Annotated in this window: 17 protein-coding genes and 2 pseudogenes; 8 read left to right on the forward strand and 11 right to left on the reverse strand. The window is 32.6% G+C overall.

Translation table 11 applies throughout. From position 1 onward, the window contains the following. The 4 genes from RXO53_RS05910 to RXO53_RS05925 form a co-directional block, all read right to left on the reverse strand. Nucleotides 1-114, reverse strand: a 114-nt coding sequence (locus RXO53_RS05910; RefSeq protein ID WP_410713340.1) for an ATPase domain-containing protein, incomplete at its 3' end; no start/stop codon positions are given. A gap of 143 nt (nucleotides 115-257) precedes the next feature. After that, on the reverse strand, nucleotides 258-572 hold the full coding sequence (locus RXO53_RS05915; protein ID WP_410713325.1) for a hypothetical protein: 315 nt from the start codon (nucleotides 570-572) through the stop codon (nucleotides 258-260). 129 nt (nucleotides 573-701) lie between these two features. After that, the gene (locus tag RXO53_RS05920; protein ID WP_410713326.1) at nucleotides 702-992 is read right to left on the reverse strand and encodes a hypothetical protein; all 291 of its coding nucleotides are present in this window, start codon (nucleotides 990-992) and stop codon (nucleotides 702-704) included. Between the two features lie 56 nt (nucleotides 993-1048). Further along, nucleotides 1049-1630, reverse strand: a complete 582-nt coding sequence (locus tag RXO53_RS05925; RefSeq protein WP_410713327.1) for a hypothetical protein — start codon at nucleotides 1628-1630, stop codon at nucleotides 1049-1051. 115 nt (nucleotides 1631-1745) lie between these two features. On the opposite strand from RXO53_RS05925, the gene RXO53_RS05930 reads away from it, so the two are divergent. Beyond that, nucleotides 1746-2270, forward strand: a complete 525-nt coding sequence (locus RXO53_RS05930; protein ID WP_292320115.1) for a nicotinamide-nucleotide adenylyltransferase — start codon at nucleotides 1746-1748, stop codon at nucleotides 2268-2270. Here the strand turns inward: RXO53_RS05930 and prf1 are convergent. Continuing rightward, on the reverse strand, nucleotides 2267-3373 hold the full coding sequence (prf1, locus tag RXO53_RS05935; protein WP_410713328.1) for a peptide chain release factor aRF-1: 1107 nt from the start codon (nucleotides 3371-3373) through the stop codon (nucleotides 2267-2269). The genes RXO53_RS05930 and prf1 overlap by 4 nt on opposite strands. A 132-nt stretch (nucleotides 3374-3505) precedes the next feature. Beyond that, nucleotides 3506-3877 (reverse strand): hypothetical protein, encoded by a 372-nt coding sequence (locus RXO53_RS05940; RefSeq protein WP_410713329.1) that lies wholly within the window; start codon nucleotides 3875-3877, stop codon nucleotides 3506-3508. 445 nt (nucleotides 3878-4322) lie between these two features. Between RXO53_RS05940 and RXO53_RS05945 the strand changes: the two genes are divergently transcribed. The 5 genes from RXO53_RS05945 to RXO53_RS05965 all read left to right on the forward strand — a co-directional run bounded on the left by RXO53_RS05945 (nucleotide 4323) and on the right by RXO53_RS05965 (nucleotide 8365). Then, nucleotides 4323-4817: a multiprotein bridging factor aMBF1 gene (locus tag RXO53_RS05945; protein WP_410713330.1), complete on the forward strand. Its 495-nt coding sequence runs from the start codon at nucleotides 4323-4325 to the stop codon at nucleotides 4815-4817. Further along, entirely contained in the window at nucleotides 4818-5912 is a 1095-nt protein-coding gene (gene hflX / locus RXO53_RS05950) for a GTPase HflX (RefSeq protein ID WP_410713331.1), read from the forward strand. It abuts the gene before it with no gap. Nucleotides 5913-6242: 330 nt separating this feature from the next. After that, nucleotides 6243-6803, forward strand: a complete 561-nt coding sequence (locus tag RXO53_RS05955; protein WP_410713332.1) for a tRNA (cytidine(56)-2'-O)-methyltransferase — start codon at nucleotides 6243-6245, stop codon at nucleotides 6801-6803. Further along, nucleotides 6790-7395 (forward strand): transcription initiation factor IIE subunit alpha, encoded by a 606-nt coding sequence (locus RXO53_RS05960; RefSeq protein ID WP_410713333.1) that lies wholly within the window; start codon nucleotides 6790-6792, stop codon nucleotides 7393-7395. Before RXO53_RS05955 ends, RXO53_RS05960 begins: the two co-directional genes overlap by 14 nt. After that, on the forward strand, nucleotides 7370-8365 hold the full coding sequence (locus tag RXO53_RS05965; RefSeq protein WP_410713334.1) for a DNA cytosine methyltransferase: 996 nt from the start codon (nucleotides 7370-7372) through the stop codon (nucleotides 8363-8365). The genes RXO53_RS05960 and RXO53_RS05965 overlap by 26 nt, the downstream gene beginning before the upstream one ends. A gap of 60 nt (nucleotides 8366-8425) precedes the next feature. Here RXO53_RS05965 and RXO53_RS05970 read toward each other — a convergent pair whose 3' ends face one another. The 5 genes and pseudogenes from RXO53_RS05970 to RXO53_RS05990 form a co-directional block, all read right to left on the reverse strand. Further along, nucleotides 8426-9592, reverse strand: coding sequence for a proteasome-activating nucleotidase (locus RXO53_RS05970; RefSeq protein ID WP_410713335.1), 1167 nt, complete (start codon nucleotides 9590-9592; stop codon nucleotides 8426-8428). Between the two features lie 89 nt (nucleotides 9593-9681). Further along, nucleotides 9682-9919: pseudogene (locus RXO53_RS05975) on the reverse strand (RNA-guided endonuclease TnpB family protein); the annotation flags it as partial. Nucleotides 9920-10389: 470 nt separating this feature from the next. Then, the gene (locus RXO53_RS05980; protein ID WP_410713336.1) at nucleotides 10390-11112 is read right to left on the reverse strand and encodes a replication initiator protein WhiP; all 723 of its coding nucleotides are present in this window, start codon (nucleotides 11110-11112) and stop codon (nucleotides 10390-10392) included. Between the two features lie 81 nt (nucleotides 11113-11193). After that, nucleotides 11194-11826: a hypothetical protein gene (locus tag RXO53_RS05985; RefSeq protein WP_410713337.1), complete on the reverse strand. Its 633-nt coding sequence runs from the start codon at nucleotides 11824-11826 to the stop codon at nucleotides 11194-11196. Continuing rightward, entirely contained in the window at nucleotides 11765-12067 is a 303-nt protein-coding gene (locus tag RXO53_RS05990) for a hypothetical protein (RefSeq protein ID WP_410713338.1), read from the reverse strand. The genes RXO53_RS05985 and RXO53_RS05990 overlap by 62 nt, the downstream gene beginning before the upstream one ends. Nucleotides 12068-12233: 166 nt before the next feature. Between RXO53_RS05990 and RXO53_RS05995 the strand changes: the two genes are divergently transcribed. Continuing rightward, nucleotides 12234-12596: a hypothetical protein gene (locus RXO53_RS05995; RefSeq protein ID WP_410713339.1), complete on the forward strand. Its 363-nt coding sequence runs from the start codon at nucleotides 12234-12236 to the stop codon at nucleotides 12594-12596. A gap of 206 nt (nucleotides 12597-12802) precedes the next feature. Further along, nucleotides 12803-13010, forward strand: a pseudogene (locus RXO53_RS06000) (hypothetical protein); the annotation flags it as partial. Between the last annotated feature and the right edge of the window lie 6 nt (nucleotides 13011-13016).

Here is a 13016-nt window from a genome sequence, read left to right on the forward strand (position 1 = left end):
ACCTATTGTCGTCTTTCCAGTACCAGGATTTCCTGCTACCAGTATTATTGATCCTCTGTATATTTGGTTTAAAATATCGTCGAGGCCTTTAATTCCTAGCTTTGTTAAAGACAATATCCACCACTTTAGTCCTATCCATTGATAGTGTTACATTTTTTGAATATAAGCTTTTTTGTGCAAACACAAAATTATAAACTTATCTTTCCCATCAGAAATCCATCAATAAGGGCTAGCTGTTTACTTTATTTTGCACAAAATCACTGCATAGAATTTATCATGTCTTTAAAGGGTTTTTCGTCCCCATTTTCCAAAGAATTAATTACACTATCAATTTTTGATGAATCAAAATTTAATGCTCTGCATATTATTTTAAATAAAAGCCTTGCAGTGTTTTCTGATGATATTTCTTTTATCAAATTAAATGCCTGTAAAGGGTTTTCAACAACTAATAATTTAAAAGACTTCTTATAATAAGTATATGAATTATGGTTTAAATTTATATATAGGCCTAGGGCAACTTTTTTTATGGTTTCATCGATTAACTCTAATACGTTGTTGAGCCCTTTGCCCAATAAATTCACCACTTAGATATTATTTATTTTCCATTTTTTGTTTTTCGTTTCCAGATATTTAAATACTATATAATCAAAATATATAATATTCTATATTAGATAATTAAAAATTAATAAAATTATTTTTCTTTAAATAAGTGTGTTAACTATATCCTGAAAATTATTAGGCATAATTTTTTTATTTTTATTAAGATTATCATAAACCTTATCCAAATACTCTAAAAACAAAGGGCAAGTATCAAATCTACCATCTCTATCACATTTAGAATTTTTGTTTTTCATTGTAAGCATTAGAAAGCATTGTATCGTCTTCTTATCAAAATAAGGACATAACTTATATTGTGCTTTAGCGCTTTTTAACATCTTTAAAATCCATTTTTTCTTTCCATCTTGGTCGTTTGTTTGCTTTGGCTCGCTCACTTCCCTCACCTAAAAACATAGTTATTAGCTCGAGAATAATAACCTAATTAGAAAAACTACAAAATAAAGACTAAAGATAAAGATAAAATGAACAGGAAAACCCATAAAGCAATATCTAATCTTAATATTTTCTCTCCATCCAAAGGTGGTATTGGTATCAAATTAAAAGTTGATATATATGCATTTACCCAACCTATATCTTTAAGAAAAGCAGAATATAATGGAAAACCAAATGATACTATATATAAAGCTATTGCTATTACTATATTCGTTATAGGTCCACCTGCAACAGAATATAACAAACCTTTTCTTGATACTGGTCCAAGAGTCCATGTTTTGACATAACCTGGCATCAAAAGCTTAATAGGCAATATTGAAGATATAAGAGTTATTAATACACCTAAAACATTAGCTGTATATCTAGAGGCCATATGATATTTCCTTGATAAATACCTATGCATGTATTCATGCGAAATAAAGCCAACAATAATTCCTATAAATATAGGAGACATGTAAAAATATAAGTTAACTATTTGAGTCCCCCCCAAAGCTATAGTTATAGATAGAATACCCAATATCCATGACAAAGGCTCTCCAATCTCGGCAAAAATAGCTGCTTTCCATGATCTTCCTTCCAATTTCTACCCCCTCTTATTCCTTTGTTAACGGAATAAAAAATAATTAGTAATGTTCAGATTCAGAAATATTTGTGTTTTTAAGTTTGAGAACATAAAAATTAACTGGGGTATTAATTTGGTAGAGAGGGCATTAATATATGGAAGATTTCAACCGTTTCATCTAGGCCATTTGAGCCTAGTTAAATGGTCTTTTGAGCAGGGATTTGATGAAGTAGCTATATTGGTCGGCATGGCCTCTGAAAACTATACTCCTAGGAATCCGTTCACTGCAGGAGAAAGAATAGAAATGGCAAGGCTATCAGCAAAAGACAGTGGTATTCCATTAGATAAGATCATAACAGCAACGATACCTACGCTTGAAATAAGCATTGGGTGCGCATATTATGTTTTATCATACATACCAAAGGTTAAAGCAATTTTAACAAGAAATCCAGTTATAAGCAAGGCATTTGCAGATGCTGGTATCGAAGTATTAACACCACCACTTTTTAATAGAAATGAATGGAGAGGAGAAGTAATAAGAGAACTTATGGCAAAAAACGATAAGAAATGGAAGAACTATGTTACTCCTTCTGTTGTAAATTATATAGAGGATATAAATGGAATTGATAGGGTTAGAAAAATAAATTCGGAGGACTAGGATATTTTATATCTTAATATACCCGCTACTCCGCCAAATGTTTTATAAAACCAATCCGATTCAGGTAAGCTATTTGGTATTACAATAATTTTTGCACCCGATTTTTCAGCTTCTTCTTTCCATTTTTCTATATTCACATCCTCATGTAAAAGCAAGATCGAAACCATGCCCATCTCTAGTGATCTTTTAACATCATCTTCCCCATAAACAACAAGCTTGGTATTCCTCGCTAAATGTGATTTAAATGTTTCTAATGCTTCATTAGCATCTCTATAAACTGCAAATTGAACAACGTTTTGAGCTTTTATTATAACTTCTCTTAAACCCTGCTCTCCTTGATATGCAACATCTATAAGCTCTTTGTTTACTAATTGTTGCAACCTATAATCTAAATAACCACCCTTAACAAAGTCTTCTTTAGCATATCCCGGACCGGCTATTATAATTGCTTTTAGCTTCCCCATTTCTAAATATGGTAAAAAGTAATTTGTTACTCTTTCTCCTAACCTCTTTAAAAATTCATCAACCATTTGCTCTATAATCCTATCAATTCTTCGCTGACTCTGTCCACCCATCATATGCTTTCCAGGTATATAATCTTCTACTTCATCTAGAACTTCAAGCCTGCTACCTTTTAATATTCCTATGGTTGCTTGATCCCTTTCAACTATTACAATACCTACTACATCTTCATTTTGAACCATTTCCTCTAATATTTCTAAGACAAATTTCTTATCTGTTCTATAATAAAATACAGGTACCTTTTCTGGAGGGCTAAACATATCGCATATAAATTCTCCTGTTTCCATATTTTCTCCGCAAAAAGCTACTAAACCGTTTGCTGGAATTTTTTGAAGCATTGACACTCTATCCATGGCTGCAGAAACAGCTCTTTTTACAGCTTGTCTTGTTCTTTTTAGCTTAATGTTATCGCTTATTGATAGTTCATCCCTTAATAACTGTAATACATCTCCTATAGGCCTTCCTGGAGGGACGTAAAGACTCAGCAATACAGTTGCTGGCGCGTTCCATTCTTTTAATTCTTTTAACACCTGAGCTAGTTGTTTTTTATCTATCAATAGCTTTTCTTCCAAGCTCGACATCTTTATTACCTCTTGCCTACCACATTTTATTACTATTTAATGAATTCATTTTTATAGTGCAACTAGAGTTAAAAACCTTTTACTTGATTAAAATTTCCCTTTAGTAAACAAAATGATCAAATTTTATATAATTTATGAAGCTACTTTTTTATATTGTCTTTCACACATAGTTGAGGATATAGCTGATATAGCTGATATTAATGGCCTTACATTAGTATAAATTGGGTCCCTCGGACTAGAGTTCCTCATAACTACATTTGCCTTATCAGATAAAATGCAGGCCTCTACCTCCTTAACTAAGTTGTGCCCATTCTTATTATCATAAATTATTTTTTGTATCTCTATTACAAATCCTTGCAATATTGCTTTCCATTGTCTAACCAAAATTAAGCTATCATTAATAGAATTTTTAGATATTTCAAGCAACCTTTTCTCTGATTTATCCAGACCCTCTATGTATTTTATTAGCTCCATTTCAATACCTGCGAGTTCATCAAGTGACAAGGCCCTCCCCTTTTTTATTTTATATAAATAATATATATAAGGTGTAAATGTTTTAATAAAATTTAAATGTTTTAAAAATTCTTAGTTTAAAAACCTTATGTTTGCCCTTATACTTTTATTTTACTCATTTTATATCCTCATGATCAGGTTTAGAGAATTCATCATCAATCATCATAGGTAGTCATAAGACTCCTTTAAGCCTAATACCAAGGGCCAATATTTCTAGTTCTTCATATATACTGTAAAATTCCTTTTTACATTTATCAACCCTTGGGGTTTGCCCTCATTATGTTAATAAATAACTTCATTTAATAGATTAGGTTTCAAAAATCTTCCCATAGTTAAAATAAACTAATATAATTAGATTATTAAAAAGATTCTGTCAAAAAAGATTAAACATAACCAAAAAAGCTCTTTTCTACATCTATAACTGTGGCGAGCCGGATTGGGAGAAGAAGAAATTTACTGTGAAATGTGTGGCTCCCTAATAAGAGGGAAGCCTTTTAAAGCACTCGTCGATGGAACTGAAATGATATTATGCGCAAATTGTTATAATAAGCTTATGAAAAGTGGAAGAGCGTTGCCAGCGCCTGAAAGAAAGATAGAACAGAAAAAAGCCGAGAAGCCTAAGAAAACATTTAAATCTGTGGATCAATTCGAAATTATTGAAGGATATGGAGAAGAAATTAGGAAGGGAAGAGAATCAAAGGGTTGGACTCAGGCAGTTCTTGCTCAGAAGCTTAAAATAAGTGAAGCATTGCTTAAAAAAATTGAAAGTGAAAAAGTTAAACCATCCATAGATCTTGCAAAAAAGATCGAACAAATACTTAAAGTTAAAGTGCTCCAACCTGTTGAATTTGATGAAGGAGAGGAAAGCAGTTTATCCCCAGATAAAGTAACATTTGGAGATGTTGTAGTAGTAAGAAGGGATGAAGATTAATTGGACTTCGATGGAAATAATAAGAAAAAAGCTTTTTTAATTTTATCTAGTAAGTTTTATGAGCATATTGATGAAGCTTTTGTTCTTGCAGATACGGCAGGATATGAGGTTGTTGGGTTCAAGAAATTTAAAGGGGGTAAGAGGATAACAGATAACCTAATAGATATTATTAAAGATAATAAGAATGACTTAGAGTTTGATACAGTAATTTATTATGGAGATATAGAACCTTCATCAGTGTTTAAACTTGAAAAGGAAACTAAAATAAGAATGTTGGATAGGGTTCAACTCATATTAGAAATTTTTGCTCAACATGCAGGAAGTAAAGAGGCAATGCTTCAAATAGAAATGGCAAGGATTAAACATGATTTACCTATAATAAGAGAATATATTAGAAGAACTAAATTAGGAGAACTTGCTGGTTTTTTAGGCCCAGGTAAGTATGGGATTGACACATATAAAAAGCAGTTAACATCAAGGCTAGCAAAAATAAAGGGGGAACTAGAGCGATTAAGAAAAACTGAACAAGAAAGGTTGCTGAGGAGAAAGGAGCTAGGAATGATAAGCATTCCAATTGTTGGTTACGCTTCAGCAGGTAAAACTTCGCTTTTTAATTTAATAACAGGTGAGTCAAAGCCTGTTGGCCCAGAATATTTTACTACGCTTTTTCCTAAACATAAAATGATAAAATATGATGGTTTAGAGCTGGCATTTGCTGATACTGTTGGATTTATAAGAGATGTACCTCCTGAGGTAATAGAGGCCTTTTATTCAACCTTGGAAGAGGTCACAATTTCGGATATAATAGTTTTTGTTGTAGACATAACAGAGAGCGAAAAAGATATGAAAGAGAAGATATTAGCTGGAACTGATATATTAAAGAAACTGAATGCCATAAATAAACCAATAGTTTTTGCTTTAAATAAAATAGACGAGGTGAAAAGTGATAAAATTTCTAGTAAAGCCAATGCTATAAAAGAGACTTTTCCTTTTATCAATAAAATCATACCAATTTCTGCAAAGAAAAATATAGGGATTGATAATTTATTAAAAGAAATTATAAGCATAAGTAGAAACATCAAGGTATATGTTTAATATGTGAGCTACCGTTTGTCCATATACTTTCATTTCAATCATTTTTATTCATGATAGAGCGTAGGGACTTAGCCCTCAACCACCTATAAACTGTAGGTAAGTCATGTGACCCCTTTAAGCACAACGCATAGAGCTTACATTTTTGTATCACTCTCACCCTTTTAAACATAGCTTACATCAACATGAGAGGTCATCAATTTATAGTTATGGATGAAAGATTTCTATTAATATGAAAAAGAATTCAGCCCTCCCTTACGGAAAGGACTTCCGCCCCCTTAAACCCACAATAATTTAAAAAACTATGCTTTTCTTAGCAAATTAGGTATAAAAATGGAAAGCATAGAAAACCTTTCAAAGATATACGAAAAAGTCTATGTATTAAGACTAGGACATAGACCAGAAAGGGATAAGAGAATAACAACTCATGTTGCATTAGTTTCTAGAGCCTTTGGAGCGAACGGCTTTATTTTAGAAGGTATTTGCGATAAAAAGGTTGAGGAATCATTAATAAAAGCATCTAAAAGTTGGGGAGGAAGAATTGATTATTTATGTAATGTTAACGGAAAAGAATTCGTTAAAAAATGGAAGGAAGAGGGAGGGGAAGTAATTAATTTAACTATGTATGGTCTAGGCGTTGAAGGTGTTATAGATAAGATATCTTCAGTTCCTAAGAAAAAGCTCATAATAGTTGGCTCTGAAAAAGTTGAGAGGTTTTATTATGATAATTCTGATTACAATGTAGCGATAGGGTGGCAACCCCATAGCGAAGTAGCTGCTTTAGCAATTTTTTTAGATAGATTATTTAAAGGCAGAGAACTATTATATAATTACAGGGACGCACAATACAGAATAATACCATCTATAAGAGGGAAAAAGGTTGAAAGAAAATAAGGTAGAAAATAATGAAGGGGATAGTGAGGAAGAAATTCAATTAAATTATATAAATCAGCTCAGAGAATTTGTCAGACTTTTAGCGTTAAAGGCAGAAACCGATGATAAAATGGCATCAGAAATACTTGACATATTATTAAAAACAGATCCTGAAAGAGGAATTAGTGACGAAGAGATAGAAAGTATGACGTCTTATAGGCAAAGCGATGTCAGAAAGGTTCTAAGACTATTATATGATGCCAGGCTTTCAACATACAGAAGGGGTAAGCATCCAGAAACTGGGGCAACTAGATATTATTGGTATATAGATATGAGAAGCATTAGTTTAGCTATAATAAGGAGGAAAAAAGCTGTTTTAGAAAAGCTTAAGTCAAGAGTAGCATATGAAAGTAATAACGAATTTTATAAATGCCCTAAGGACAACACAAGATATACATTTGATGCAGCTTATGAATATGATTTTATTTGCCCTAAATGTGGTAGCATGTTAGAGTTGGATGATAATAAGCAATACATTGATATATTAAAGAAAAGAATTTCCCTATTAGAGGAGGAAATAAAACAGGATGAGAACAAAGTTTTCAGTTCTTGATATTTTCTCTGGTGCAGGCGGATTTTCAAGAGGCTTTAAGGATGCTGGATTTAATATTTTGGTTTCCATAGAAAATGATCCACCAGTTTCAAAAACATATAAAGCCAATTTCCCCGAAACCTATCAAATAGCCGACGATGCTAAGGAAATAGATTATAATGTTTTAAAATCTTTAGGATATCAAAGGGAAGATTTTGATGTAATAATAGCATCTCCCCCTTGCGAACCCTTTACTCCCACAAATAAAAATAGGAAAACTGATCCTATAGATAGGCTTTATTGTGATCCTATAGGACAGCTTTATTTACATGCAATTAGGATAATAAATGAACTAAGGCCTAAGTTTTTTGTAATAGAAAACGTTGCCGGTATTTTGCAAGATGATATAAAAGAATCCATATCTAAAGAATTAAAGAGGTCTGGATATAACGAGGTTTATTTTAATGTTTTATATGCCGAACATTACGGAGTTCCCAGCATGAGGACAAGGGTTTTTGTTTCAAATCTAAAACTTGAATTAAAAAAACATAACATGATAAGCGTTGGAGAAGCATTAAAGGATTTACCAAACCCCGGGGCTTATTGGCCCCCAAACCATGAAGAGCCTCAACCATTAACTAAAAGATTGAGGAAAAGAGTTTCCAACGCTAAATGGGGAAGAGCTATGATAGAATTTGAAGGAGCTGAGAATAGAAGGTTCAGAAACTTTATAAGATTAAACCCATATAGACCAGCTCCAACAGTAATGGGATCTTCTCGATTTATACATCCATTTGAGGATAGACTATTAACTGTTAGAGAGCAAGCCCGTTTAATGGGATTTCCAGATTATCATATTTTCTTAGGAGGGAGAGATTCTCAGTATAATATGGTTGGGGAAGCAGTTCCACCCCCATTATCAAAAGAAATTGCTATTTACATAATAAATTTTTTAAAGGAAAACATTGTTAACCGGGGGGTTAACAATTAAAATCCAATAAATTTTAATGAAAAATATTAAAGGTTTGTTTAAAATTAATATGCATATTCATTAAATATGGATTCCTAGAATTTGTTTTTTCTCTTCAAGCCTCTTCTTAACTTTATCAACAGCCTTAATAAAATGATCTTGATTTACATAATTAAGCTTCTCTCTAATTGCAAAAAAGCCAGCTTCAGTTGTTATAGCCTTTATTTCTGCTCCAGAAAATCCTTCGGTAATTTGCGCGATAAATTCAAGGTTGACGTCTTTAAGCTTCATATTCTTTGTATGAATCTTTAAAATCTCTAACCTCCCATTTTTATCTGGTAATGGAACTTCTATAATTCTATCAAACCTTCCTGGCCTAAGAAGAGCTGGATCTAATAAATCAATCCTGTTCGTCGCAGCTATAACTTTAACACTATCTAATGGGTCAAAGCCATCGATTTCAGCTAAAAGCTGTAGTAAAGTCCTTTGAACTTCTCTATCCCCACTTGTCCCCATTTCAATCCTCCTAGACCCAATAGCGTCCATCTCATCTATGAAAATTATTGTGGGTTTCTTTTCTCTAGCTAGTTTAAAAACTTCTCTTACTATTCTTGCACCCTCTCCAATAAACTTGTTAACAAATTGACTAGCAACTACCCTTATAAATGTAGCCTTAACCTCGCCCGCTAGAGATCTGGCAAGCAATGTCTTACCAGTTCCTGGAGGGCCATATAATAAAACGCCCTTAGGCGGATCTATACCTAAGGATTTAAAAAGGTCTTGCCTTATTATTGGAAGGCCGACAACTTCATATATTTCTCTTATTTGATTTTGTAGTCCTCCAACATCTTTAAATGTAAAGCCCGGCATTTCTTCTATTTCCATTGCTTCTACAAATGGATCATAAATGTTTGGAAGGACTTCAACAATAGTGGAACCTTTATTATTTAATGCAACTGATATTCCAGGCCGTAACTTTGAAGTATCAATATTATTTCCTACTTTAACAACAAGGTTAGGTCCGGTTGAACTCTTAACTATAGCCCTTCCATCATTTAAAACCTCTAAAAGCATCGCTTCTATATAAGGTGGTTCTAAAAGTTTAGTCATCTCTTGGCGATAATAATCAAGGTCTCTTTCTAGAGAAATTTTTATTTGTGTTAAATATCTTATCTTTTCCTTTAGATAAGAAATGTCTTCTTCATCATCGTCTTGATTAGCCTTCTTATTTGAATCACTTATTGACAATTCAATTTCACCTGATTAATAATAGCATTCATTAGTTTTTAACCTGGTAAGCTAAGTGTTGAGAAAGTTAAAAACCTTTATTAATAAGATTAATAAAACCTCAGAGTGTCCCGTTTCCTGACCTCCTCCCCGCCCTGAAGGGCGATGGTTTCCTTAGGGCGGATCATAGGTTTGATTTACAACCTTCATTTTCATCACTTCATAGCTAGTGGGTTTTACCCACCCCGCTCCATTTCAGGTAAACCAATGGATGGGCCTTCAACCCATTATCCCTATCCCTCACTGGGAGTTGCCCTTACCTCCAGATCCAAGGGACTCAGGGATATGTTTTCAACGTGTAGGGACACACATATACTTTGGCCCTGATCTAGGGCTTCCCTACACCATATCACACTGTTAGTTGGTGTTAGAGGCGTACCTCATATTTCAGTGACGCATACCCCTTTAGCAACTGTCTCAATTTTTAATAAGTTTCTAAACTTAAAAAATTACCCCACCCTAAAGAGCGAGGCTTTCAGTTGTAAAAATCTAGATAAGAAAATTTAAAAAAGCTTGTTCTACATAGGGTTTTAATAAAGGAAGTTAAACATTTTGAAAAAAGCCGAAAATTTTAGCACTATATATACTACTACACGTTCTAAAAAATTCCTTTTTTCTTTTAGTTTTTGTTCATTATTAAATAAAACAATAATACAGTAACCATTATACAAACAGTAATATTAATAATAGACTTTCTAATTTTAACTTTTCATTTTTAACACTATAATATCTCAGAAGAAGTAGTATTAGTTATAATACTAGCAATTCCTCAACATATCCTTAAGGTTTCTTGTTAAACCAACTCTAATACCAAGTCTAGGATCAGTATAAATGTAAAGTATTCCCTTGCTTTGTAAATTTCTCAACCTTTTTAACAGCCAATTATAGTCTGCATTTAGCCTTTCTGTTATTTGATCTAGATAAACATATGTTACCCCATACTTTGCGTAATGTGTAAGAAGAAATGATGTTATTTCCATTTCTTCTTCATCGATGCTATCTTTTAATTGCTGTAATACACAGGCAACTTGAGATACTCTGTTTTGTCGTTTATTGTCTGCTGAATTGGTTTTGTTAACAATAAATGACAAAGATTCCTTAGTTTTACCTTTCTCGCTGATATTGTTTTTGTCGTTTATTGTCTTTTTAATCAATTCTCCCGCTACTTTTTGTGCCAATGCAACAAACTCGTTAAATTTTTCATCAGAAGTCTTTGATATTATTTCCCTTGCGAAATCTTCACCCTTTGGAGTCAAGTACCAAAGGCCCATATCATACTCAACAAAACCTCTTTCCTTCCAATATGATAAATAGCTTGAAATATATTTTGTTTCTTTGTTTAAATATTGGGCAATTTCATTTGATCTCATTGGTCTTGATATTAATAAAATTAATATTGCATCAACTAATTTGCTTCTTGGCCCTCCCTTTTCATTATTTTTAATTTGATTTATTATTTCGTCTATATTATCATTATTCATTATTCCCCCCTTATTGTATTTTATTGTAAAAGATTTGCTTAGTAATTCTTAGTATTACTGGGGTTTCTTTTTTACAAAAATCTATTGAGCTAGGCAGCATTGCTTAGTAACTTCTATATAAAAAGAATATAGGCTTTGAAGGCATGACTTTGGAGTTATAATGATAACCCCCCGGTTAACAATTTTAGAATATTCTTTTGAACACCTTATTAGCTCATCCTGCAAATACTCTGGTAAACCTGGGAAGCCTATATCGTTATTGTCTACAAAACCTATGACCGCCATTCTACAATTGTTTGATACTATTTCATCTCTTATTTCATGTATAGAAGTTAAATCTTTAGGAGGGGAGTCCATTTCCATTATTAAAATTTCACATTCTTCTAGCCCCTCTATTTTTAATTTAGATTCAAATATTTTTAATTTAGATTCAAATATTTTTAATATCATTTCTCCCTTTTCAGTTAATTTATTATGCTTCCCCATTTGTATTATTAATCTATTTTCTTTTAGCCTCTTTAGCATAGTTTTAACAGACGCTTCCCCTAAATTGAAATATGAAGAAAGAAATGGTCTTCCTGCATCTTTATTTTTGAAAATCTTTAAGGTTTCAATGACATGGTAAATATTATATCCCGGTATTCCCCCTTTTTCAGGTTTTGTTATGTTTATTATTTGGTCTATTGCCTCGCAATCTTGTTGCTGGCAATACACTCCACGCACCTTCATCTACATCAACCCCTTGTTCTATCATGAAAACTGCAACATCATTTGGTGTTATCTCACTATTATTTAGTACTGCTCTCCTTAAATTTTCCCAAGAACCTTTTACTTTTATTCCAAAATCTTCATATAGCCATTCAACAGCTTCATTAATATCGATTTTGTTCTTCATTTGGCTTAACAATGCTTCTTTTACTGATTTCTCATAGAGCCTTCCCTTAATAGTTGCCATATTTATCCCTAATTTTTTGAGAAAATAAAAATTTATAAATAGCTATTAAAATTAATAATCTTTTACTTTTAATATAAAAAAATTTTCAGAATTTAGTTAATTTAATATAGAAAAACAGAGATATTTATAGGTTTTGCCTGAAACTAAAGAAAAGCTGGTGATATAAGTGTCTGATGGAAAAGAGGTTGAGGAAGAAAAAGTAATATCAGATAATCTTTCAGTAATATATGAGGACACGGACTTAGTTGTTTATACAGCACCGAATGAAGAGGAGTTAAAGGATATTTTATTGGATTTATTAAGGAAGAATGGTAAAATGAGCATTAAGGACTTCCATAGGTATTTATCTGGTCTGGCTAGCGAAGATAAGATTAGATATGCTTTAAACGAACTCCTTAAAGACGAGGCAGTAATTATTGATCGTCAAGGCTATTTCTATTCTATGGAACTTCTAAATAGTGGGGGCTACTCGCCTGAAGAAGTAGGAGAACTTATAGAGAATCAACCTGATGGAGAGAATTCTTTTTAATAATCCTATTATATTAGTTTATTTTAACTATAGGAAGATTTTTGAAACATAATCTATTAAATGAAGGTTATTTATTAACATAATGAGGGCAAACCCCAAGGGTTGATAAATGTAAAAGGGCTGAATCCTTTCTCATGTTAATAGAAATCTTTTTTTACCTATTTATTATCAACTAATCTTGTAGAGAGACTGCTGAGACATAAGGAGGGACAAAGATTGTTCATCAACCCGATGGGGGCGATGCCCCAAGGGTTGGTGTTTGCGAAAGGGGGAAGGAAAAGGGCTGGAGATGTGACCCTCGTGCCGTTGGGGTCGAAGGAGTCCCATGACCCACCTACCACAAGTGGGTGGTTGAGGGCTAAGTCCCTACACTTGATCATGATTGAAGATAAAATGATTGAAATGAAAGTGTAGGAACAA

This window comes from Caldisphaera sp. (genome assembly GCF_046536515.1).
Classification (GTDB): domain Archaea; phylum Thermoproteota; class Thermoprotei_A; order Sulfolobales; family Acidilobaceae; genus Caldisphaera.